This is a genomic window from Streptomyces sp. NPDC086777 (assembly GCF_040702065.1).
GTDB lineage: Bacteria > Actinomycetota > Actinomycetes > Streptomycetales > Streptomycetaceae > Streptomyces.
This window is the reverse complement of sequence record NZ_JBFBJI010000013.1, coordinates 163654-185678: the sequence shown is the minus strand read 5'-3', so window position 1 is coordinate 185678 and position 22025 is coordinate 163654. Positions and strand designations below refer to the sequence as shown.

The following is a 22025-nucleotide window of genomic DNA, read 5'->3' as shown; positions in this document are numbered from 1 at the left end:
GAGGATCAGGTCTGGTTGCTGAACGCGGCGTCGAAGGACTGCTTGCCCGGAGCGAAGTCGAACTTCTTCAGCGCCTGGAGGGCTTCAGGAGCGCCTTGGAGGCGGTCCATTCCTGCGTCTTCCCACTCGACGGAGACGGGACCGTCGTAGCCGATGGCGGTCAGGGCGCGGAAGCAGTCCTCCCAGGGGACGTCGCCGCGGCCGGCGGAGACGAAGTCCCAGCCACGATGCGGGTCGCCCCAGGGCAGGTGCGAGGAGAGGATCCCGGCGCGGCCGTTGCCCATGCGCATGCGGGTGTCCTTGCAGTCCACGTGGTAGATCCGGTCGCCGAAGTCGGTGATGAACGCGACGGGGTCGATGCCCTGCCACAGCATGTGGGAGGGATCCCAGTTCAGGCCGAATGCCTCGCGGTGTCCGACGGCCTCGAGGGCGCGCTTCGTGGACCAGTAGTCGTACGCGATCTCGGAGGGGTGGACCTCGTGGGCGAAGCGGACACCGCATTCGTCGAAGACGTCCAGGATGGGGTTCCACCGGTCGGCGAAGTCCTGGTACCCGGCGTCGATGACGTCGGCCGGAACGGGCGGGAACATCGCCACGTACTGCCAGATCCTGGACCCCGTGAACCCGACCACGGTCTTGACGCCCAGGGCGCGGGCGAGGCGGGCGGTGTTCTTCAGTTCCTCGGCGGCGCGCTGCCGTACGCCTTCGGGATCGCCGTCACCCCACACGCGGGAGCCGACGATCGCCTGGTGGCGGAAGTCGATGGGGTCGTCGCACACCGCTTGGCCCTTGAGGTGGTTGGAGATGGCCCACACCTTCAGCCCGTGGCGCTCGAGAATGCCGAGCCGCTCGGCGATGTAGGCCTCGTCTTTCCACCGCCAGGCGTCCAGGTGCTCTCCGGAGACGGCGATCTCGAGTCCGTCGTAGCCCCACTCGGAGGCGTGCCGGGCCACTTCGTCGAGGGTCAGGTCGGCCCATTGGCCGGTGAACAGGGTGAAGGGGCGGGGCATGGGGTTCCTTTCGTGGGGGTGGTTCTTCTCAGAGCTGGACGGCGGTGGACTTGGCGGCGGACTCCTCGACGGCGGTCAGGACACGCTGGACCTGCAGGCCTTCCTCGAACGAGGGCGAAGGGGCTGTGCCCTCTCGGATCGCTGCCAGGAAGTCGCGGATCTGGTGGGTGAAGGTGTGCTCCCAGCCGATGATGTGGCCCTGCGGCCACCACGCTCCCAGGTAGGGGTGCTCGGGCTCGGTGACGATGATGCGCCGCAATCCCTGCTCCGCGGCCGGTCCGACGGCGTCGAGGAACTCGAGCTCGTTGAGCCGTTCGAGGTCGAACGCGAGGGCGCCCTCGGAGCCGTAGACCTCGATCCGCAGTGAGTTTTTCCGGCCGAGTGCGACCCGGGATACCTCGACCGAGGCCACCGCTCCGCCGGCGAGGAGGAGCGTGGCCCACGCGGCGTCGTCGACGGTGACGTCCTCGACGCCATGGGGACCGGTGCGCCGGGCGACGAAGGTGTGCAGCCGCCCGGAGACCTCGGTGACGGTGTCCCCGAGGAGGAACTGGACCTGGTCGATCGTGTGCGAGGCGATGTCCCCCAGGGCCCCGGACCCCGCGGTCTCCTTCCGCAGCCGCCAGGTCATGGGCGCGTCCTCGCTGGCGAGCCAGTCCTGCAGGTAGGACGCGCGGACCTGCCGGACCGTGCCGATGCGGCCGTCCGCGATGAGCCGGCGTGCATAGGCCAGGGCTGGCACGCGCCGGTAGTTGAACCCGACCATCGACTGCACCCCGCGGGCCCGCGCGGCGCGCGCGGCGGCGACCATGGCTTCGCACTCGGCCAGGGAGTTCGCGAGCGGCTTCTCCACGAGCACGTGCTTGCCGGCCTCCAGCGCCGCGACGGCGATCTCCGCGTGCAGCCAGCCCGGAGCGCAGACGTCCACGATGTGCACGTCGTCCCGGCCGATGACCTCGCGCCAGTCCGTCGCGGTCTCGGCCCACCCGTGCCGGGCCGCCGTCTCCGCCACCCGCGCGGCATCGCGTCCGACGAGCACGCGCTGCTCCACCGCCGGGACGTCGAAATGCGCCGCGACGTTGCGCCAGGCCTGCGAGTGGGCCCTGCCCATGAACGCGTACCCGATCGCCGCGACTCCCAGTGCCCCCGGTACGGCCGTCCCCGGCACCGGGCTCATGCGAACACCCCGTCGATGGTCGCTTCGTTCGGTGCCCAGTTCTCCGGCAGCGGAGCGGAGGGGGGTGCCGAACTGACGACCTCGGTGAACCCGCCCGAGTCGATCGACTCGGAGACGGACACCATCGTGTCCAGGACGTGGTAGGCCAGTTGTCCGGTGGCGCGGTGCGGCTCGTCGGACCTGATGGAGCGGGCCATGTTCAGCACACCCATGCCCCGCCCGCTCGCCGGGCCCGTGGTCGGCAACGCGGTCCACTCCGTCTCGCCCGTACGGCAGATCCGCAACTCGCCGTCGAAGTAGTTCGGGTCGGGCAGGGAGAGGGTGGCCTCGGTGCCGGTGATCTCGACAAAGCCCATCCGGGTGCGCGGGGACTGGAAGCTGAAGATGCTGTGCGAGGAGGCGCCGGACTCGAACTCGGCCAGCGCGCTCACATGCGTGGGCACCTCGACGTCGAACTCCTCGCCCGCCCTCGGGCCCGAGCCGATGGTGCGGGTGGCTCTGGCCTTCGACCCGATCGCGGCGACCCGGCGGACGCTGCCGAAGGTCTGCACGAGCGCGGTGAGGTAGTACGGGCCGACGTCGAACAAGGGTCCCGCGCCGTACTGGAACAGGAACGCCGGGTTCGGGTGCCAGGACTCCGGGCCCGGGGTCTGGAACACGGTCTGGGCGGTCAGCGGAACCCCGATGTCCCCGCGCTCGATGACCCGTCGCGCCGTCTGCAGGCCGGCTCCGAGGAAGGTGTCCGGGGCGCAGCCGAGGCGCAGCCCGGCCTCGTCCGCCTCCTTCAGCAGCTTGAGCCCGCTCTCGCGGTCGAGTGCGAACGGCTTCTCGCTCCAGACGTGTTTGCCCGCCCGCACCGCCGCGGTCGCGACGTCGACGTGGGCCGCCGGGATCGTGAGGTTGACGATGATCTCCACGTCCGGGTGGTCAAGCGCGACTTCAGGGCTGCCGTGCTCGGCGATCCCGTACTCCTGCGCGCGTGTCTTCGCGGCCTCGGGCAGGAGGTCCGTTACGGCTTGGACCTTCAGGTCCGGGAACTTCGTGAGGTTGTCCAGGTACTGCTTGCTGATCACGCCGGCGCCGATGACGGCGACGCCGACCGGCCCGCGGCTCATCGGGTACCCCCGTCGGAGACCGTGTCGCCGGCCTCGAGGTAGCGCAGAGCGGAAGCGAGGCCTTCGAAGATGTCGCCTGCGTAGTCGTCGAATTCCACGATGCCGACCTCGATGTCCTCGGCGGCTGCGATGACGCTCCTGACGTCGATCGCGCCTTGGCCTGCGGGCAGTTGGGCCCTCACGTCTGTGGAGATCGGCCCGTCCTTGATGTGGATTGCGACCACACGCTTGCCCAGGCGTTCCAGGAGCGCGGCCGGGTCCTCGCCGCCGACCGCGGCCCAGTAGGTGTCGACCTCGAGGACGACCTCGGGGTCGAGCAGGCCTGCGAAGAACTCCAGGGCGGTGGTGCCCTCGATCTTCGAGGAGAGCTCCCAGTAATGATTGTGGTAGCCCACGCGGATCCCGTGCTGCGCGCCCTTCTTCGCCGCGGCGTTCAGCCGCGCCGCGGTGCCGCGGATCGTCTCGGCGTCCTGCCAGTGCTCGGCCGGGAGGTAGGGGTCGATCACCGTGCCGATGCCGAGGCGCTTCGCGGCGGCGAAGACTTGGTCCTGGTCGGTGGAGAGCAAGGGGGCGTGGCCCGTCGGGGCGGTGACGCCGCTGTCGGCGAGAGCCGCGGCGAGTTCATCGGCACGGGCCGCGAAGTTGTACGGCTCGACGTGGGTGAAGCCGATCTCGGCAAGTCGCCGGATCGTTCCGGGGAGGTCCTCGGCAATCGCGTTCCGGACGGTGTAGAGCTGAACGGAATAGGCCATGGGGAACCGTGTCCTCTCGGGATCGGTGAAGTGGAAGAACGGGTCAGACGCGAGCGGTTCGGGCGTCAGCGGCCCGCGAGGGAACCGCCGATGCCGCCGACGCTGAAATACTTGTTGAGGGCGGCGAAGACGATCACCGGCGGGAGCATCATGACGACGGCCAGGGCCATGACAGAGCCCCAGTCGGTGGCGTTCTGCTGGAAAAAGGACTGGACGCCGACGGGGAGGGTGAAGGTCTGGTCCGAGCGCAGGAACACGATCGCCACGAGGTAGTCGTTCCAGGCGAGCAGGAAGGCGAAGATCGCGGTCGAGAGCACGCCGGGAAGGCTGTTGCGCAGGACGACCTTGGTGAAGGAGCCGAGCACCGAGCACCCGTCGATCCACGCCGCCTCCTCGAGGCTGATCGGGATCGAGTCGAAGTATGCCGCCATCATCCAGGTGGCGACGGCCATGGTCGAAGCGACGTAGACGATGGTGACGCCCAGCAGGTTGTCGACGAGTCCGAGGTTGGCGAAGAGGATGAACAGGGGCACGACCGAGGTGATGATCGGCAGTGACTGCATGACGAACAGCAGGAGCGAGTAGGACGAGACAGCCCTGCTGCGGCCGCGGGAGAGGACGTAGCCGGCCGGCGCGGCGACCGAGACCGAGACGACGACGGTGGCCAGGGTCACGACCAGGCTGTTGCCGAGCCACGTCGAGGCCAGGGTCTGGTCGAAGACGTTCGTGAAGTTCTCGAAGGTGAGCCCCGTCGCCGTGCTGGTGGTGCCGGGGGTGAAGGCGAGCACGGCGACCACCACGATGGGGACGAGGACGGCTGCGGTGATCAGCAGGATGACGACGAAGCGCCACCAGCGTCCTCGCATGCCGGCCTCGGAGACGGTGCGGCGTTCCCGAGAGCCGGGGACGGCGGGGCCGCCCACGGCAGGAGCGGTATGGGTGTGCACGACGGTGCTCATTCGACGCCCGCCTTTCGGATCTGGCGGTACAGGAGGGCGGAGACGATCACGAGGGTGAGCGTCATGAGGAAGGCGACGGCGACGCCGGGCCCCGTCTGGAAGTTCTGGAACACGGTGCGGTAGGCGAAGACGACGAGTGAGGTGGTCGCGTCGACGGGACCTCCACCGGTGAGGAGGTAGATGGTCGGGAAGTCGTTGACGCAGAAGATCGTCATGAGGATCCAGCTGATGTAGGTGGACCGCGCCACGAGCGGGAGCGTGATCTGCGTGAACTGCTGGAACCTGCTCGCACCGTCCATGCTCGCGGCCTCGTAGACGGTCTCGTCCACCGAGGCCAGGGCGGAGGCCGACATCATCATCATGAACGGGAAGCTGACCCACACCTTGAACACGCAGACCGTGACCACGGCCAGGGTCGGGTCTGCGAGGAACAGCGGTGTTCCGAAGCCGAGGGTCTTGAACAGGGCCGGAACAGGACTCTGCGGGGTCGCGACCAGCCAGTTCCAGGCCGTCGAGGAGACGACGATCGGCACGACCCAGGGCAGGAGCAGCAGGACCTTGAACAGGCCGCGCGCCGGGATCCGGGTACGGAGCAGAAGCGCGAGCCCCAGGCCGACGGCCCACGAGCCGAACACCCCCACGATCGTGAAGACGAGCGTGAACCGGGCAGCCTTCCAGAACGCGGGTGAGGTCAGGACGTTGACGAAGTTGTCCAGGCCGACGAAGCCGCCGGTGTTGATGAGAGAACCGTTGTGCGTGGCCTGGATCGCCGCGTAGACGAGCGGGAAGCCGTTGATGAGCAGGAGAAGGAGCACCGAGGGCAGCAGCAGCCAGAAGAACGTCCTGGCGGCCTGCGACTTCAGGGTGCTCGTCCCGGTGCGCTTTTTCGGGGTCCGCCCTGGCCCGCCGGGGGCGACGCCCCGGCGGGCCTTGGCCAGTCCATCGGTCATGGCGGTCACGGGATGCCTCCGCTCAGGACTTGATGACGGACTGCAGGCCGGACTGGAACGTCTTGAGCGCGGTCCTGGCGTCCGACTTGCCCGTGAGGATCGTCTGCGTGAACTGGTTGATGGCCTGGCCGCCGTCGAGCACCGCGATGTTCGCGTCGAGGGCCGTGCCACGGGACGCAAATGTCTTGGCTATCGGCTGGTACTCCTTGACGATCTTGACGTTGTTCGGATCGCCGGCGAACTCCGGCAGCTGGGTGATCGACTTGAACACCGGGAGCGCGCTCATCAGCTTCTGCTGCCACAGATGCTTGAGCTGGCCCATGTAGTACACGAGGAATGCCTCGGAGGACGCCTGGGACGGCGTGTGCTCGTACATCATGATGTTGTTCGGGAACACCAGGGTCGCCTTGTCACCGTGCGGACCGGTGAGTGGGCTCGCGGCGATGATGTCACCCGACGTGTCACCGACGCGCTGGGGAAGGCCCGTGACATACAGGCCGTAGCCCGTCTTGCTGCTCTTCCACTGCGTGTCCATGTTGTCGATGGTGTAGCTCACGGCCGCGGGGTCGGTGACGCCGTTCGAGACGAGCTCGCGTACGAACTCGATCGCCTCGACGTTGCGGTCGCTGAGCAGGTCCAGGTGCCCGTCGGGCGTGAACACGCCGCCGCCGTTGCTGATCATCATGGCGATCATGAAGTGGTTACCGAGGAAGTTGCCGGTGCCGGCACCGGTGCCGAAGCCGATGACGCCGATCCTCTTCAGGGCCTTTCCTGCCTCGAGCAGCGACGGCCAGTCCGTCGGGACCGTCGCGCCCGCCTTGTCGAAGAGGGATTTCCGGTACCAGAAGACACGCATGTCCAGCTGCCACGGCACCGCGACATAGCCCTTGTCCGACTTGAAGGGGTCCAGCACACCGGGCAGGAAATCGTCGTACTGGCCGTTCTTCCTGAGCGCGTCGATGACGTTGTCCGCGTGGGCGATCTGCCCCTGCTCGTCGAACTGGAACGCCTGGAAGCCGCCGCCGGTGGACACCGCCGGGCCGGTCTTCGAGGCGATCGCCGAGGAGAACGTCTGGTAGAAGTTGCTCCACTGGATGGTCTGGTAGCTGGCCCTCGAGCGGCCCGACGACGGCGTGTAGGCCTCGGTGATCTTCTTGGCCGCGGTGTTGTACGCCGGGGTGGACCACGGCATGTCCCAGAACTTGATGGTGTCGCTGCCACCTCCTGAGGAGCCGAGGCCGCCACCGCACGCGGCGAGCGCGGGGCTCGCCGCAGCGGCGGCCGCCAGGCCCAGGAAGCCGCGGCGCGTGAACGTTGTGCGGGTGGTTCTCATCGCTGGTCCCATTCGTCGAAGGAACTGGGGACGGATGCTGCGCTTCGGCCAGGGGAGGGCCGGAGACGCAGAGGTGACGTGTCACAGCACGCCGAGGTCTTTGGATGTGGGCCCCTGGGGGCAGTCGCGACGGCCCGGGCGGCCGGCGTGGGCGGGAGTTTCACCAACTGCCCGTTGAGGCTGCGCTTCTCGGACGCCAGGCGGCGCGTCCGGTGTCCCGGAGCCTAGGGAGACTTTTGACGGGAGACAATAGAAAGTACAAAGATCATCGGCGGACTTTCGTGTCTAGTACTACGAAAGCCGCTGTGCAACACTCGGCCCCATGGCAGAAGACCGACGCAAAGGGCGCCGCGCGACCGCTGAGGACACCGGCAGGGGGCAGGCTCCTGCCGCCGGGGGCTCACGGGCCGGTGATCTGTTCCAGCTCCTCCGAGACGGAAGTCCCTGGACGCGCGCCGAGCTCGCCATGGCCACAGGGCTCGCGCGCTCGACCGTGGCGGGCAAGGTCGACCTGCTTCTGGGTTCCGGGCTCGTCGTCTCGGTCGGGGACGCCCTGTCGAGCGGAGGGCGACCGGCGTCCCGCTTCGCTTTTCATCCCCGGGCTCGTACGGTGCTCGCGGCCGACATCGGCGCAAGCCATGTACGCGTGGCCCTCACGGATCTGAACGGCGAGCTGCTCGCCGAGGAGCGTACGAACATGCCAGTCGCGGCAGGTCCCGAGGCGCTCCTCGGATATGTCGTCGACTCCGGCAAGCGCCTGCTCGACCAGAGCCATTGCCCGGAGAACCTCGCGGGCGTCGGCATCGGTCTTCCAGGCCCTGTCCACCACGCGACAGGACGACCCGTCAAACCTCCGATCATGCCCGGCTGGGACGGGTTCGACGTGGTCGGCTTCGTCCAGCGGTCCCTGCCCTCGCCGGTCCTCGTGGACAACGACGTGAACATCATGGCTCTCGGGGAGCGGACGGGGTTCTGGCCCGACGCCAACGACCTTCTGTTCGTCAAGGTCGCCACCGGCATCGGCTCCGGGGTCATCAGCAGTGGTCAGCTCCAGCGCGGAGCCGACGGCACCGCGGGCGATCTCGGGCACGTCCGTGCCGGCCGCGGCCAGGACATCGTGTGCCGCTGCGGCAACACAGGGTGCCTCGAGGCGATCGCGTCCGGAGACGCCGTCGCCCAGTCCCTGGCTGCCCAGGGACTGGACGCGGCGAACGGCGCCGACGTGATCGCGCTCGCCTCGCACGGCAACATCGTTGCGATTCAGGCGCTCCGCCAGGCCGGGCGTGACATCGGTGAGGTCCTCGCCACGTGCGTCAACCTGCTCAACCCGAGCGTGATCGTGATCGGCGGCTCCATGGCAGCGGCCGGCGAACACCTCATGGCAGGGGTGCGCGAGGTCGTCTACCGCCGCTCGCCGCCGCTCGCCACCACCAACCTCCGGATCATTCTTTCGCGCGCCGGCGACCGTGCCGCGATCACGGGAGCGAGTCAGCTCGTCTGCCAGCACATCCTGTCCCCGGAGGGGATCGAGACCGAACTGGCGAGCCTGGCCGGCGCCGGATGATCCCTTCCCCACGTCGGCGAGGGCACCTGGGGCGATTCTCCGTTCGGACAAGGCTCGCTCAACACATGTGTGCTGCACGGCGGCGGTAGCAACGGCCGGCAGCACGGCGCCGGAGTCCATGTGCCCAACCCGTTCTTCCCTTCGCGTTCAGTCCGCCGCCATCGTGCTGACGTCGATCACGAAGCGGTAGCGAACGTCACCGGCCGCGACCCGGTCGAAGGCAGCATCGATCTGGTCGGCGTGGATGACCTCCACTTCGGCGGCAATCTCGTGTTCGGCGCAGAAGTCGAGCATCTCCTGTGTCTCCTGGATGCCGCCGACCAGCGTGCCCGCCATCGATCGCCGGTTGTACAGAAAGGAGAAGACATCGACGCTGATCGGCTTCTTCGGGACGCCGAGGTTGACGAATGTGCCGTCCAGCGCGAGCAGTTCGAGGAAGGCCTCGTAGTCGAGGTTCGCCGGCGCGGTCGACACGATCAGGTCGAAGGCTCCGGCGAGTTCGGTGAACGTCGTGGGGTCGCTGGTGACCCGGTAGTCACGCGCACCGCGCCGCAGCGCGTCGGCACGCCGGTCCGGCGTCAGGTCCAGAACGGTCGGGGGCGCGCCCAGGGCCGCGGCGATCGACACACCCACGTGCCCCAGACCGCCGAAGCCGACGATCGCGACCCGCTTGTCCGGCCCCGCCTTCCAGTGCCGCAGCGGCGAGTACATCGTGATCCCCGCGCACAACAGGGGCGCGGCGGTGTGCAGCGGGAGGGAGTCGGGGATGCGGACCACGTAGGCCTCGTCGACGACGATCTTCTCGCTGTATCCGCCCAGAGTGGGCTCGCCGTCCCGGCCGGTGTCGTTGTAGGTCCGCACGTGCCCCTTGCGGCAGTACGGCTCCAGCCCGGCCCGGCAGTAGTCGCACTCCCGGCAGGAGTCGACCATGCAGCCCACTCCCACCCGATCGCCGAGCGAGAACCTGGTCACCTCGGACCCCGCGGCCGACACCACGCCGGCGATCTCGTGTCCGGGTACCAGTGGGTAGGTGGTCGTTCCGAACTCGCTGCGCGCGCGGCTGACGTCGGTGTGACAGACCCCGCAGTACGCGATGTCGATCAGGACGTCCGTCGGGCCTACGTCGCGCCGGTCGATCGCGGCTGGCTTGAACGGTTCACCGGGGCCGGCCGTGGAGCGGGCGTTGACGGTGATCATGCTTCTCCTCGTTCTCGTCAGCCGATGGACTTGTACTCGAGGAACTCCTCGATGCCGTACCGTCCGAACTCGCGGCCGATGCCGGACAGCTTGAAGCCACCGTGCGGGGCACGCTGGTTGACCGGCGACCCGTTGATGCGGATGCGGCCCGCGCGGAGCCTGCGGGCCAGGGCCCGCGCTCGGTCGGCATCGGCGGCCCAGATCGCGCCGGCGAGGCCGTAGTCCGTGTCGTTGGCGATGTCGAAGGCCTCGTCCTCGCTGTCGAAGGGGACGATCACCACGACGGGGCCGAAGATCTCCTCGCGTGCAATCCGGGAGGTGTTGTCGCCGGAGAAGATCGTCGGCCGGACGAAGTAGCCGCGCTCCAGGCCCTCGGGGGCCTCGGGGCCGCCGGTGAGCAGGCGCACGCCTTCCTCCAGGCCGGAGCGGATGTAGTCCCGCACTCGCTGCTGCTGGTTGGCGTTGGCGACCGGGCCGAGCGTGGTGGCGGGGTCGTACGGGTCGCCGAGCACATAGCTCTCGGCTTTGCGTACGGCCAGTTCCTCCGCCTCGGCGAGCCGGGAACGCGGGACGAGCATGCGGGAGAGGCCACCGCAGACCTGCCCGGAGTTGCGGAACGCGTCCTCGATGCCGACGTTCACGGCCTGCTCCAGGTCGGCGTCCTCCAGGATGACGTTGGCCGACTTGCCGCCTAGTTCCAGGGCGACCTTCTTGACGGACCGGGAGGCCAGCTCCATGACCCGGCGTCCGGCGCGTACGGAGCCGGTGAGGGAGACCATGTCGACCAGCGGATGGGTCACGAGGGCTTCGCCGACGTCCGGTCCGGCGCCGGAGACGAGGTTGAAGACTCCGTCGGGCAGGCCGGCCTCGGCGACGATCTCGGCGAAGATGAAGGAGCTGAGCGGCGCGACCTCGGTGCCCTTGAGCACCACGGTGCACCCGGCGGCGATCGCCGCACCGGCCTTCATGCAGACCATGCGCATCGGCCCGTTCCACGGGGTGATCGCGCCGACCACGCCCGCCGCCTCGCGGGCGACCACGGTGTTCCCCACCTGCTCTTCCCAGGTGATGCCGGGCAGACTCTCGGCGATGCTGCGGAGGTCCTCGACCGCCGCGGCCCCCTGTGACTCCTGGGCGATCTTCGCGGGCTGGCCTATCTCGCTGACGATGGCCCGCGTGATCTCCTCGCTGCGCGCCTCGGTCAGCCGGGCCAGCTTGTGGAGCATGTCCACGCGCTCGTCGACCGACGTCTGCGACCAGGCGGGGAAGGCGTCCGCCGCGGCCCGTACGGCCAGGTCGACGTCCTCGGCCGAGCCGGCCGGGATCGTCGCCACGGTCTCTTCGGTGACTGGGCTGGTCACGGAAAGCACACCGTCGCCCGAGGACGCCACCCACTTGCCGTTGATGAAGATCTGGTCGCGCTCGATCACCGGACACACTCCTGTCTGCTCGATCTATGTCAGGACGGCCCGGCGAGACCGGGCACGGGGATCCGCGGGCTGCACGCGAGGAAGGGAAGCGGGGCCCTCGCTCTCCGGGCTCCCGGCTGTGACGGACGTCAAGAGGCAGCTCACGTCCAGCAGTTGGTGCCTTGTCGGGCGCCGTCCCGGGCACTCGACAACGACCTTGCAATTTTTCGTATATACGAACTCTGTATCGCTATTCCGACCTACTGCAAGCTACGCTCGGCAGCCGACAGTGTCAACGGTCCGAAGGAGAACCCGTGACGGAGACAAGCCGCGCCGTGCGCCACCAGGTCACATTCGAAGGTCTCCACGGCGTGGGCCTCGCCGCCGACCGCTGGGAACCCGTCGACCCCCACGGCACGGTTGTGCTGCTGCACGGGGGTGGCCAGACACGCCACTCCTGGACGCGGACAGCCCGGCGCCTGGCCGCGCGGGGCTGGAGAGCCGTCACCGTGGACGCCCGGGGACACGGAGACAGCGCGTGGGCTCCCACCGGCGTGTACAGGCTGGACGACATGGTCGGCGATCTCCTGCACATGGTGGAGTCGCTCGCCGAACCGCCCGTCGTGATCGGGGCGTCGATGGGCGGCCGGACCGCTCTGGTCACCGCGGGAGAGCACCCCGGCGCGGTCGCGGGGCTCGTGCTGGTCGACATCGCGCCGCGGCTGGACCCGGCGGGGCAGGCCAGGGTGCGCGCCTTCATGCGCGGCGCCCCGAACGGGTTCGCCTCACTGGAGGAGGCCGCGGAGGCGGTCCGCGCCTACAACCCGCACCGTCGGCCGACCTCCGGCCCGGAGGGGCTGAGGAAGAACCTCCGGCTGCGTGAGGACGGCCGCTGGCACTGGCACTGGGACCCGCGGTTCCTGAGCTTCACCGCCGACCCGGCGAACACTTCCGAGGAGAGGATGACCGAAGCCGCCCGTCGTGTCGCCGCTCCCGCGCTGCTCGTCCGCGGCCGGCACTCCGACATGGTCACCGCCGAGGCCGCCGCCGAACTGCTCGCGCTCATCCCCACCGCACGCCTGGTGGAGGTCCCGGCCGGTCACATGATCGCCGGCGACGACAACGACGTCTTCACCCGCGCAGTACACGAGTTCCTCAGCGCCGAGGCCGAAGGGCGTTCAGATCGGCTCCCGCGCTGAGACCTTCTGCCGCGACCAGGAGTCGACGTGCTTGAGGAGGGCCCTGCGCAGCTTGTCCTCGCGGGGCCTCATCTCGGCCGCCTGGCCGACCAGGATCGCCGCGGCGACGCTGTCCCCGGCCTGGTTGCGCACGACGGCCGCGAGCGCGAGCTGAGCCCCGTGGTGGCGGAGGTTCGACGAGACACGGCTCTTGGCGATGTCGGCGAACTCAGCCAGGAACTCCGAGACACCTTCGGCGTTCTCCGACTGCTGCCGGCGCAGGTAGGCCTCCCGGTCGGCGTCGGGGCGGGCCACCAGCAGGGCCTTGCCACCCGCCGTCGACAGCAGGGTGCGCCGGATGTTGGTGCGGGCCGCGAACCCGGTGAGCGCGTCCGTGCCCGATTCCCCGATGTAGATCAGGTGGTCGCCGGCCTCGACGCCGAGGAAGACGGTGAGGCCGGTCGCCTTGTGCAGGGCGTCGAGGTCGGTCTGCGTCACCTGCCCGGCACGGATGTGCCCGCTGGCCAGGGTGAGGCCGTACACGGCCGGCCCCAGGTAGAAGCGGCGATTGTCCTCGTACAGCCACCCCTTGGCCTGCAGGCCGCGGATGAAGCCGTGCACCGAGCTCTTCGGGGCGCCCAGCGCCCGGGCGATCTCGGCGAAACCGATGCCCGGGTTGTAGACGACCTCTTCGAGGATCTGGGTCACCCGGTCGACGGTTCGATGGTTCTTCGGGCCGCTGTCGTCGGGAGCTGAAGACATGTCCGTCACGGCACACAATGTAGCTCACGCTGATCAGGGATTCATAATTACGAACTCGAGAAGCGGGGTGAACGCTTCTCGACGGACGCGGCGATCCCCTCGGCGAAGTCCGCCGTGCCCAGGAGGGCGGCCTGGGCGTTCGCCTCGATGTCGAGGGCCGCCGAGACGTCCGCCACCATCGAGCGCCGCATCGTCGCCCGGATCGCGGGCAGTGACAACGGCGCGGAGGCCGCGATCTCCGACGCGAAGGCGATCGCCGTGCCGCGCGGATCGTCCGCCACCCGGTCGCACAGTCCCAGTTCGACGGCCTCGGTGCCGCCCACCGACCGGCCGGTGTACAGCAGCTCCAGGGCTCGCTGCTGACCGACCGCCCTCGGCAGGGTCACGCTCAGGCCGAAGCCGTGATGGAAGCCGAGCCGGGCGAAGTTGGCCGTGAGCCGGGCGTCGGGAGCCGCGACACGGAAGTCCGCGGCCATGGCGAGGCCGAGGCCGCCGCCGACGGCGGCGCCGTGCACCGCCGCCACCACCGGCTTGCGTCCGGAGAAGACCCGCAGGGCCTGACGGTAGAAGCGACGGATGCCGGCCGCACCGATGCCGCGCAGGTCGACCCCCGCGCAGAAATGCCTGCCCTGGGCGGCGAGCACGAGGCATGAGACGTCGTCGTCATCGTCGTACGCCAGCAGAGTGTCGGCCAGTTCGGTCAGCCCGCGCTCGTCGATGAAGTTGTGGGGCGGCCTGCGCAGCTCCACCAGCACGACGCGATCGGCCACCGGCTCGGTGAAGACGTCCGTCATGCCCGGTCTCCCGCCTGGGCCGCCAGAGCCTTCTTGTCGATCTTGCCGGAGTGGTTGGTCGGCAGCGGCTCGTGCTGGATGTGCCAGCGGCTCGGGACGGCGAAGGACGCCAGCCTGGGGCGCAGTTCCGCACGCAGCAGCTCGGCCGTGAGGCCGTCCTCGACGACCACCGCGGCCATCACCTCCTCCCCCAGGTCCGGGTGCGGGACGCCGAACACCGCGGACTCGACCACGCCGGGGATCCCCGCGAGCGCCTCCTCGACCGCGGCCGGGGCGATGTTCTCCCCGCCCCGGATGATCATGTCCTTCGCACGGCCGGTGATCCACAGGTAGCCGTCCTCGTCGACGCGCCCGAGGTCGCCGGTGTGCAGCCATCCGTCGGCGTCGACCGGTGTCTCGTCCGCTCCGAAGTAGCCGATCATCTGGGTGGGGCTGCGGACCAGGATCTCGCCGTCCTCGTGGTCGCCGCCCTCCAGGATCCTCAGTTCGACGCACGGCAGCGGACGCCCGCTGGTGCCGGGGCGCTCGGTGGTGTCCCGGCCGGAGGCGGCCGTGGCCTGGCCGCCGTTCTCGGTCAGGCCGTAGCCCGTGGGCACGCGCGGTTCGACGCCGGGCAGTCCGGCGCGCAGCCGGTCGAGGAACTCGGCGTGCACCGGTGCCCCGCCGACCGTGATCGAGCGCAGGGAGGTCAGGTCACGGTGGTGGACGTCGGGATGCTCCAGCACCCGGGAGACCATCGTCGGTACGGCGCTCCAGCGGGTGATCCCCCATTCCTCGACGAGCCGCAGCGCCTCTGCCGGGTCGAACTTGCCGGCCGGCATGACCAGGGTGTCGCCGACGGTGATCGCACGGATGAGCGTCTGGACTCCGCCGATGTGGAACATCGGTCCGGTGTGCAGGCCGGCGTCACCGGTCGACGCGTCCACCTGTTGCGGCAGCCGGCGGGTGATGTGCAGGAGCATGTGCAGCCCGGCCAGGAGGGACCGGTGCGAGAGCACGACTCCCTTCGGCCGGCCCGAGGTTCCGGAGGTGAAGACGATGACGGCCGGGGCGTCCTCGTCGTCCAGCCCGCTCTCGGCGAGGGCCAGGGGCTGGGCAGGGTGCGCCGCGGTGTCGCACTCCCAGCGGCCGGTCGTCGTACCGGACGGAAGGCCGGCCGCACCCCGCTTGTCGGCCAGGACGAGCTTGAGGTCCAACAGGGCTATGGCGTCGGCGAGTTCGGACTTGCCCCACCAGGCGTTGGCGAGCACGGGTACCGCGCCGACGGCCGCGCAGGCCCAGAAGTTGGTGATCCACTCCGGGCTGTTCCAGCCGAGGAGCAGCACGCGGTCCCCGCGCCCGAGACCGGCTCCGGCGAGTTCGGCCGCCTTCGACGCGACCGCGTTGCGCAACCCCCCGAAGGTCACCACCTCTCCGCCCTGGGCGATGTGCGGCCGTTCGCCCCAGCGGTCCGCGAAAGCCAGCAGGCTGCCGATGTCGCGGGGCCGGTCGGTGTAGGTGAGAAGCGGGACCCCCCGCACCTCCTCGATGCTGGTCTCTTGGCCCCAGACCGCTGCTGTCGTGGTGCTCATGCGTTCCTCCGGCGCGGCAGGGCGACGACGGCCGTACCGGGCATGACGTTCTGCTCGCGCTGGTTCCAGGCCCAGGTCTCCAGGCGGACGACGGAGTCACCGTCCTCGTCGACCTCCTTGGCCACGACCCGTCCGCCGAGGCGGACGACGTCCGAGAGGTAGACGTGAGCGCGGTACTGGCCGTGGATCGCCTTGAGCGTGCCGGTGTCCCCGGCCCAGTGGGTGAGGGAGTGGATCTGCCAGCAGGTGCGCTGGATGCCGACGTCGTACGCCAGTTGGGCGCCCTGCAGCTTGGCCGCGTAGTCGTTGTAGTGGACCGAGTAGACCGGTTCGAGGGCGTTGGTGCTGGGGTCGCGGAACGCCCAGCGCGGGTGCTTGCGGTACCGGCGCAGGGCCACGCCGTGCGCGGACAGCCGCGGGATGGGGGCGGCGCCGGCGGCAATGTAGGCGATCTCGTCGGTCAGGCCGATGGGTCCCTTGGTGATGACGTCCATCTCGTCGCCGACCGAGACGTCCTCCCAGTAGCGGGGCTCGGCGCCGCGCGGCGTCTCGGCGAGGATGTCGTCCTCGATCCGCTCCAGCTCCTCGCCGGTCCACGGATGGGGCAGTTCGATCTCGCGGGACTTGCGGCGCGCCTGGGCCTCGGTGCGTTCGAACCTGACGCGTGAGCAGATGAAGCGCGCCACCAGCTCGTCGTCCTGGTTCCAGTACTCCTGGCGCAGGTAGTCCTTGATGCGGCGCCCGGCGAACTTGCTGGCGTCCGGGCCGTCGAAGCCGTCGAAGTACACCCGCGCCGTGATCTTGTCGCCGACGCGGACCGGCCGGTGGAAGGTCACGTCCGTCTCGGCGTGGAAGCCGCCGAGGCCGCGCCAGCCGACCTGCACGGATCCCAGGCAGGCGAAGATGAAGCTGGGCGGGGCGACGATCTCGCCGAAGGGTCCCTTGGCCGCGTACTCCTCGTCGGACCACAGGGGGTTGTCGTCGCCGATGCCCTCGGCGAAGCGGAGGATGGCCAGTCGGGTCGCGTACTCGTTGTTGACGCACGCGTCGGTGCGCAGCTCGGTGCCGATGAGGGCGCGCATTCCGTCGAGCATCTCGTCGGTGAATTTGCCGGTCGCCAGTTCCTTGCCGATTCCGGCGCTCTGGTCGCTCTTCTCGGTTTCCGTCGTCGTCATCACAGTTCCTCACAGTTCCCATGAGTCGTGCTCTGGGGCGGTCGGTCGCCTACCAGGCATTGGTGAGCAGGGCGAGGGCGTCGATCCGGTCGGGCACCCGGGGCCCGCTGGTGATGGCCCAGTCCTCCAGGGCGTGGTCGGCCGCCTCCACCAGGTCCTTCTCGGAGACTCCGAGATCCCGCAGGCGGGCGGGGACCTCGAACAGCTCCAGCAGCCGCTCGATCTTTCCGATCACCGCCTCCGCGCTGCGGTCGGGGAGGCCGAGGATGTCGGCCAGCATGGTGAGGCGGTGGCCGATCACGCCGGCGTTGAACCGCATGGCGTGTGGCAGCAGCAGTGCTTCCACGACGCCGTTGGCGGCGGAGGAGCGGGGTCCCACGGCGTGCGAGAGGGCCTGCGCGAGACCGCCTCCGGTGTGGTCGCTGCCCTGGCCGCTCATCAGCGCCGCCAGCATCAGGTGCAGTCGTGGCCGGGCGGCCTCCGGGTCCGTGCGCAGGTGCGGAAGCCACCCGATCACCGTGCGCAGGGCGTGGGCCAGTTGTGCGTCGGCCAGGGGGTCGATGTGGCGGGACTGCAGTCCTTCGACAGCCATCGCGAAGACGTTGAGTGCGGCCGACCACGTCAGTCGCGCGGGTGCGGTGAGCGCCATCGCCGGGTCGAGCAGGACGCCTTGCGCCCGGGTCTTCGGGTCGTACAGGGCCAGTCGCTCGCCCGTCTCCGGGTCGCGCACCGCGCTGCCGGCCTTGGCGTAGGCGGTCGTCGGGGTGGACGGTACGACCCACTGGGGCAGCTTCGGGGCGGTGAGCCTCGGGCTGACCAGCTTGCCGTCCGCCTCACGCCGGGTGCACAGCTGCCGTATGTCGCGCTGCTCGGCGAGCAGGATCGAGGCGGCACGTGCCGTGACCACCGCGGATCCGCCGCCGACGGCGATCACGGCTTCCGCGTCATGGTCGGCCAGGAACCGCCGAGCCTGCTCCACCACGGGGAGCGGGCTGTGCTCGGTGACGCCGTCGAACTGGCCCACCAGGTGTTCCCCCAGCGCGTCGTGCACCCGGTTCAGCGACGCCGTGTGCTTGACGATCGAGGGCCCGCACACGATGACGGCTCGGCGAGCACCGACTCGGGCGAGTTCACGGGGCAGGGCGGCCAGAGCGTCGTCGCCGCAGAAGGTGCGAGAGGCGGGGCTCGTATGCCGGAACTTCAGGTCCATTCGGGCTCATCCCTCGAGTTCGACGACGGCACGGCCACGGACCCGGCCCTCGTGGAGGGTCTCGACCGCGGTGTTGAGCTCGTCCAGCGTGAACCGGTCGGTGACCAGGGCGCTCGGGTCGAACCGTCCGTCGCGGGTCCACTCGGCGAAGGTCTGGAAGTCGCGGGCCGGGTCGCAGCTGCCGCCGACACAGCCGAGCAGGCTCTTCTCGCCGTTGAGCAGATCCATGCTGTCCAGTTGGAAGGGCGTCCGCGGGATGCCGACGAGCACGTCGGCGCCGCCGCGGATGCCCGCGCCACGGATACCGGGGCGCACGGACGCGAGGCTCACGGGGATGTTGGCGCCGATGCCGGTGCAGTCGAAGGCGTAGTCGACGCCCCGCGTCCCGTCGTCGTGTCCGGTCAGCTCCCGGACGGCCGCCACCGGGTCGGTCTTCCTGGCGTTGACCACGTCGGTCGCCCCGAACTGCCGGGCGAGCTTCAGCTTGTCGTCGTCCACGTCCACGGCGACGACCGGGGAGGCCCCGAGGATGGCGGCCCCGGCGATGGCACACAGTCCGACGCCGCCGGCGCCCCACACCGCGACGCTCTGCCCGGGGCGGACGTCGGCGCTGTTCATCACGGCGCCGGCACCGGTCATGAGCGCACAGCCGATGATCGAGCCCAGGTCGAGCGGGGTGCCCGGTGGAGCCTTGACCACGTACTGCTCGTCGACGACCGCGTGGGTGCCCCAGGTGAAGGTGTTGTGGGTCTTGGCCAACTCGCCGTCGGGGAAGGCGACTTGCGAAGGCGCAGGAGGGCGGCCGTCGAGCGGGGTGCGCGGAATCCAGGTGATGAGCACCTCGTCGCCGGGCCTCACGTAGCGGACCTCGTCGCCGGCCGCGACGACGGTGCCGATGGACTCGTGTCCGAGCACCATGGACTCGGTCCGTGCGGGGTCGTAGATCCGGTCGAGCTGGCTGTGGCACACCCCGAACGCCTTCTGCCGTACGACGACCTCGTACGGTCCGGGGACGTCGAGCGTCACGTCCCGGATCTCCAGTTTCTGCTGCCCGGCCGGGAGGACCGCGATGCGTGCGTCAACTGTCATGACGGTTCAGCTCCTTTCCGTCTCCGGCCGCTCAAATGACGTCCGCGTCGCGCAGCTTGGCGATCTCTTCGGCCGACATGCCCAGTTCACCGGCGAGGACCTCGTCCGTGTGCTCACCCAGCGCCCCTGAACGCAACGGCTCGACCATCGGTGAGTCCGAGAGGAACAACGGGCTGCCGAGCGTGGTGAACGTGCCCTGCTCGTCGGCCACTTCGCGCAGGATGCCTCGCTCGCGCACATGCGGGTCGTGGAGGAGTTCCGGCAGGGTGACGACCGGTGCGCACGGTATGTTCGCCGACTTCAGCGTCCGGGCCAGGTCGTCCTTGGACCGGGTGCGGGTCCAGCGCGTCACGACGGCGTCGACCTCGTCCATGTGCGCGCAGCGGCCCTTCATGTCCGCGAAGCGCGAGCCCTCGGTGGCCGGGTCGTTCATCAGCTCGCAGAGCCTGCGCCAGTGCGCGTCGGTCGGGCACAGCACGGTGACCCAACCGTCGCTCGCCTCATAGGCGTTGTACGGCGCCACCGCCATGCCGCCGTGCCGGTTGCCGGTGCGCTCGGGGCTCGCGCCCTCGCTGTTGATGAGACCGGCGATGTTCGACGTCAGCGAGGGGATGATCGCGTCCTGCAGGGAGACCTCGACATGCTGGCCGCGCCCGGTGCGCGTGCGCTGGTAGAGCGCGGCCAGGACGCCGGCCACCAGGTGGGTGCCGGCCATGAAGTCGACCACCGACGGGCCGGTGCGGACCGGGGGGCCGTCCTCGAAGCCGGTCGTGCTCATGATCGCCGTACGGGCCTGGATCGTCAGGTCCATGGCCGGCTCACCCGCATACGGACCGAAGGAGCCGAAACCGGTGCCGGAGGCCATGATCAGGCGCGGGTTGACCTCGCTGAGCTGTTCGTAGCCCAGGCCGAAGCGGTCCATCGCTCCGGGCGAGAGGTTCTGCACGACGACGTCGGCGTTCCTGGCCAGGTTCCGCAGCACTTCCTGTCCGGCAGGGTTCTTCAGGTCCAGGCGGATGGTCCGCTTGCCGGAGTTGAGGAAGCGGAACTGGACCGAGGTGCCGTCCTTGTCGACGGCGGGCAGCCGCCGGTAGGGGTCCCCTTCCGGGGCTTCGACCTTGATGACGTCCGCGCCGAGGCGGGCCATCAGCATCGAGCAGTAGGGGGCGAAGTAGAACTGCCCTACACAGATCACTTTCACGCCCTCAAGGGCAGTCATGAACAGCCTCCGTCATCGATCCGGTCATGCACCGGGGTGTGTCCGGGCGGTCATCCGATGGACTGGTACTCAAGGAACTCCTCGATGCCGAAGCGGCCGTTCTCCCGGCCGATGCCGGAGAGCTTGAAACCGCCGTGCGGGGCGCGGGCGTTGACCGGTGAGCCGTTGAGGCGGACGCGGCCGGTCCGCAGGCGCAGCGCCACCTCGCGGGCCCGCTCGGTGGTGGCGGCCCAGACACCGCCGGCAAGGCCGTACTGCGAGTCGTTGGCGATGGCGATCCCCTCCTCCTCGGAGTCGAAGGGGATGATCGTCACGACCGGCCCGAAGATCTCCTCCCGGGCGATACGCAGCTCCGGGGTGCCCGTGAAGACGGTCGGCCTGACGAAGTAGCCCTTGTCCAGGCCCTCCGGCTGTTCGCCGCCACCCGCGACGAGGCGAGCGCCTTCGTCGACGCCTGCCTGGATCAGCGCGCGCACCCGGTCACGCTGCGCCCCGGACACCACCGGTCCCAGGGTGGTCTCCGCGGCGAACGGGTCGCCCAGGACGTAGCGGGCCACCCGCGCCGCGGCGATCTCCTCCGCCTTCGCCAGGCGCGAGCGGGGCACCAGCATGCGGGTGAGTCCGCCGCACACCTGCCCGCTGTTGCGGAAGGCGTCCTCGATGCCCGCGGTGACCGCGCGCTCCAGGTCCGCCTCCGGAAGGTCGTCGAGGATCAGGTTCGCGGACTTGCCGCCGAGTTCCAGGGCGACGCGTTTGACCGACGCCGAGGCAAGTTCCATGACCCTGCTGCCGGCCCGGGGGGATCCGGTCAGCGAGACCATGTCGACCTTCGGGTGCGCTGCGAGGGCCTCCCCGATCTCGGGGCCGTTGCCGGAGACGAGGTTGAACACGCCCTTGGGCAGGCCCGCTTCGAGCGTCGCCTCGGCGAAGAAGTAGGAGCTCATCGGCGCGATCTCGGTGCCCTTCAGGACCACGGTGCAGCCTGCGGCCACGGCCGCGCCGACCTTCATGGCGATCATCAGGAGCGGGACGTTCCACGGGGTGATGGCTCCGACGACGCCCACCGGAGCCCGGTGCACCAGCGAGTCGCCGACCTGCACGTCCCAGTCGACGTCCTTCAGCGCGTCCGCGGTGTTGCGCAGGTGCCGCACGGTGGACAGGGTCTGGTGCCCGGTCGCGATGGACAGCGGCTCGCCGATCTCCGTGACGATCGTCCGGGTGATGTCGTCGGCCCGGCTCTCGACGATGTCCGCGAGGGCGTGCAGCACCTCGGAGCGCCGGGTGAGCGAGGACCGTGACCACTCGTCGAAGGCCGCCGCGGCGGCCGTTGCCGCACGGTCGACGTCCTGCGCGTCCCCGCGGGGGACCGTGGCGAAGACCTCCTCTGTCACGGGGTTCTCGACCTCGATGACCCCGGCCCCGGCCGACGGCACCCACTCACCGTTGATCAGCACCTCACGGCGTTCAATCACGTCAACCTCCAGGTCGCCCTTAGTTCGCATTTACGAACCTCAGTACGTATTTACAGTCGTGAGACTAGGAAGGCCCCTCAGGCATGTCA

General features: G+C 69.6%; 19 protein-coding genes. 2 read left to right on the top strand and 17 right to left on the bottom strand.

What is annotated here, in order from left to right; genetic code table 11:
- Positions 1-5: 5 nt before the first annotated feature.
- The 7 genes from AB0472_RS20280 to AB0472_RS20250 all read right to left on the bottom strand — a co-directional run bounded on the left by AB0472_RS20280 (position 6) and on the right by AB0472_RS20250 (position 7296).
- Positions 6-1010 carry a sugar phosphate isomerase/epimerase family protein gene (locus AB0472_RS20280; RefSeq protein ID WP_366357846.1) on the bottom strand — a complete coding sequence of 335 codons (1005 nt, stop codon included), beginning with the start codon at positions 1008-1010 and terminating at the stop codon, positions 6-8.
- A gap of 28 nt (positions 1011-1038) precedes the next feature.
- The gene (locus AB0472_RS20275; RefSeq protein ID WP_366357845.1) at positions 1039-2187 is read right to left on the bottom strand and encodes a Gfo/Idh/MocA family oxidoreductase; all 1149 of its coding nucleotides are present in this window, start codon (positions 2185-2187) and stop codon (positions 1039-1041) included.
- Complete coding sequence (locus AB0472_RS20270) at positions 2184-3302, bottom strand: Gfo/Idh/MocA family oxidoreductase (RefSeq protein ID WP_366357844.1); 1119 nt, start codon at positions 3300-3302, stop codon at positions 2184-2186. The genes AB0472_RS20275 and AB0472_RS20270 overlap by 4 nt, the downstream gene beginning before the upstream one ends.
- The gene (locus tag AB0472_RS20265) at positions 3299-4054 is read right to left on the bottom strand and encodes a sugar phosphate isomerase/epimerase (protein WP_366357843.1); all 756 of its coding nucleotides are present in this window, start codon (positions 4052-4054) and stop codon (positions 3299-3301) included. Before AB0472_RS20265 ends, AB0472_RS20270 begins: the two co-directional genes overlap by 4 nt.
- Before the next feature lie 65 nt (positions 4055-4119).
- On the bottom strand, positions 4120-5013 hold the full coding sequence (locus tag AB0472_RS20260; protein WP_366357842.1) for a carbohydrate ABC transporter permease: 894 nt from the start codon (positions 5011-5013) through the stop codon (positions 4120-4122).
- On the bottom strand, positions 5010-5963 hold the full coding sequence (locus AB0472_RS20255) for a sugar ABC transporter permease (protein ID WP_366357841.1): 954 nt from the start codon (positions 5961-5963) through the stop codon (positions 5010-5012). The genes AB0472_RS20260 and AB0472_RS20255 overlap by 4 nt, the downstream gene beginning before the upstream one ends.
- 22 nt (positions 5964-5985) lie before the next feature.
- Positions 5986-7296, bottom strand: a complete 1311-nt coding sequence (locus AB0472_RS20250; protein ID WP_366357840.1) for an extracellular solute-binding protein — start codon at positions 7294-7296, stop codon at positions 5986-5988.
- 322 nt (positions 7297-7618) lie between these two features.
- Here AB0472_RS20250 and AB0472_RS20245 point away from each other — a divergent pair, with 322 nt between their 5' ends.
- Positions 7619-8860: an ROK family protein gene (locus tag AB0472_RS20245; protein ID WP_366357839.1), complete on the top strand. Its 1242-nt coding sequence runs from the start codon at positions 7619-7621 to the stop codon at positions 8858-8860.
- Positions 8861-9007: 147 nt separating this feature from the next.
- Here AB0472_RS20245 and AB0472_RS20240 read toward each other — a convergent pair whose 3' ends face one another.
- Complete coding sequence (locus AB0472_RS20240; RefSeq protein WP_366357838.1) at positions 9008-10057, bottom strand: NAD(P)-dependent alcohol dehydrogenase; 1050 nt, start codon at positions 10055-10057, stop codon at positions 9008-9010.
- Between the two features lie 17 nt (positions 10058-10074).
- Complete coding sequence (locus tag AB0472_RS20235) at positions 10075-11487, bottom strand: aldehyde dehydrogenase family protein (RefSeq protein ID WP_366357837.1); 1413 nt, start codon at positions 11485-11487, stop codon at positions 10075-10077.
- A 293-nt stretch (positions 11488-11780) separates the two neighbouring features.
- Between AB0472_RS20235 and AB0472_RS20230 the strand changes: the two genes are divergently transcribed.
- Positions 11781-12665 carry an alpha/beta hydrolase gene (locus AB0472_RS20230; protein ID WP_366357836.1) on the top strand — a complete coding sequence of 295 codons (885 nt, stop codon included), beginning with the start codon at positions 11781-11783 and terminating at the stop codon, positions 12663-12665.
- Here the strand turns inward: AB0472_RS20230 and AB0472_RS20225 are convergent.
- The 8 genes from AB0472_RS20225 to AB0472_RS20190 are packed head-to-tail and all read right to left on the bottom strand — an operon-like array spanning position 12645 to position 21936.
- The gene (locus AB0472_RS20225; RefSeq protein WP_366357835.1) at positions 12645-13406 is read right to left on the bottom strand and encodes a helix-turn-helix domain-containing protein; all 762 of its coding nucleotides are present in this window, start codon (positions 13404-13406) and stop codon (positions 12645-12647) included. The two genes, AB0472_RS20230 and AB0472_RS20225, sit on opposite strands and share 21 nt — an antisense overlap.
- Before the next feature lie 47 nt (positions 13407-13453).
- A complete protein-coding gene (locus AB0472_RS20220; protein WP_366357834.1) occupies positions 13454-14200 on the bottom strand; it encodes an enoyl-CoA hydratase/isomerase family protein in 747 nt (248 codons plus the stop codon).
- Positions 14197-15771, bottom strand: a complete 1575-nt coding sequence (locus AB0472_RS20215) for a class I adenylate-forming enzyme family protein (protein WP_366357833.1) — start codon at positions 15769-15771, stop codon at positions 14197-14199. Before AB0472_RS20215 ends, AB0472_RS20220 begins: the two co-directional genes overlap by 4 nt.
- Positions 15768-16946 (bottom strand): MaoC family dehydratase N-terminal domain-containing protein, encoded by a 1179-nt coding sequence (locus AB0472_RS20210; protein ID WP_366357832.1) that lies wholly within the window; start codon positions 16944-16946, stop codon positions 15768-15770. The genes AB0472_RS20215 and AB0472_RS20210 overlap by 4 nt, the downstream gene beginning before the upstream one ends.
- 49 nt (positions 16947-16995) lie before the next feature.
- Entirely contained in the window at positions 16996-18156 is a 1161-nt protein-coding gene (locus AB0472_RS20205; RefSeq protein WP_366357831.1) for an iron-containing alcohol dehydrogenase family protein, read from the bottom strand.
- A 6-nt stretch (positions 18157-18162) separates the two neighbouring features.
- The gene (locus AB0472_RS20200) at positions 18163-19245 is read right to left on the bottom strand and encodes a zinc-binding dehydrogenase (RefSeq protein WP_366357830.1); all 1083 of its coding nucleotides are present in this window, start codon (positions 19243-19245) and stop codon (positions 18163-18165) included.
- Positions 19246-19276: 31 nt separating this feature from the next.
- Positions 19277-20464: a CoA transferase gene (locus AB0472_RS20195; RefSeq protein ID WP_366357829.1), complete on the bottom strand. Its 1188-nt coding sequence runs from the start codon at positions 20462-20464 to the stop codon at positions 19277-19279.
- Positions 20465-20514: 50 nt separating this feature from the next.
- Entirely contained in the window at positions 20515-21936 is a 1422-nt protein-coding gene (locus AB0472_RS20190) for an aldehyde dehydrogenase family protein (RefSeq protein WP_366357828.1), read from the bottom strand.
- Between the last annotated feature and the right edge of the window lie 89 nt (positions 21937-22025).

Bases quoted from the DNA above. Each gene is read 5' to 3' on its own strand.
- AB0472_RS20280 (WP_366357846.1), bottom strand. From the start codon at position 1,010: ATGCCCCGCCCCTTCACCCTGTTCACCGGCCAATGGGCCGACCTGACC.
- AB0472_RS20275 (WP_366357845.1), bottom strand. From the start codon at position 2,187: ATGAGCCCGGTGCCGGGGACGGCCGTACCGGGGGCACTGGGAGTCGCG.
- AB0472_RS20270 (WP_366357844.1), bottom strand. From the start codon at position 3,302: ATGAGCCGCGGGCCGGTCGGCGTCGCCGTCATCGGCGCCGGCGTGATC.
- AB0472_RS20265 (WP_366357843.1), bottom strand. From the start codon at position 4,054: ATGGCCTATTCCGTTCAGCTCTACACCGTCCGGAACGCGATTGCCGAG.
- AB0472_RS20260 (WP_366357842.1), bottom strand. From the start codon at position 5,013: ATGAGCACCGTCGTGCACACCCATACCGCTCCTGCCGTGGGCGGCCCC.
- AB0472_RS20255 (WP_366357841.1), bottom strand. From the start codon at position 5,963: ATGACCGATGGACTGGCCAAGGCCCGCCGGGGCGTCGCCCCCGGCGGG.
- AB0472_RS20250 (WP_366357840.1), bottom strand. From the start codon at position 7,296: ATGAGAACCACCCGCACAACGTTCACGCGCCGCGGCTTCCTGGGCCTG.
- AB0472_RS20245 (WP_366357839.1), top strand. From the start codon at position 7,619: ATGGCAGAAGACCGACGCAAAGGGCGCCGCGCGACCGCTGAGGACACC.
- AB0472_RS20240 (WP_366357838.1), bottom strand. From the start codon at position 10,057: ATGATCACCGTCAACGCCCGCTCCACGGCCGGCCCCGGTGAACCGTTC.
- AB0472_RS20225 (WP_366357835.1), bottom strand. From the start codon at position 13,406: ATGTCTTCAGCTCCCGACGACAGCGGCCCGAAGAACCATCGAACCGTC.
- AB0472_RS20220 (WP_366357834.1), bottom strand. From the start codon at position 14,200: ATGACGGACGTCTTCACCGAGCCGGTGGCCGATCGCGTCGTGCTGGTG.
- AB0472_RS20215 (WP_366357833.1), bottom strand. From the start codon at position 15,771: ATGAGCACCACGACAGCAGCGGTCTGGGGCCAAGAGACCAGCATCGAG.
- AB0472_RS20210 (WP_366357832.1), bottom strand. From the start codon at position 16,946: ATGACGACGACGGAAACCGAGAAGAGCGACCAGAGCGCCGGAATCGGC.
- AB0472_RS20205 (WP_366357831.1), bottom strand. From the start codon at position 18,156: ATGGACCTGAAGTTCCGGCATACGAGCCCCGCCTCTCGCACCTTCTGC.
- AB0472_RS20200 (WP_366357830.1), bottom strand. From the start codon at position 19,245: ATGACAGTTGACGCACGCATCGCGGTCCTCCCGGCCGGGCAGCAGAAA.
- AB0472_RS20195 (WP_366357829.1), bottom strand. From the start codon at position 20,464: ATGACTGCCCTTGAGGGCGTGAAAGTGATCTGTGTAGGGCAGTTCTAC.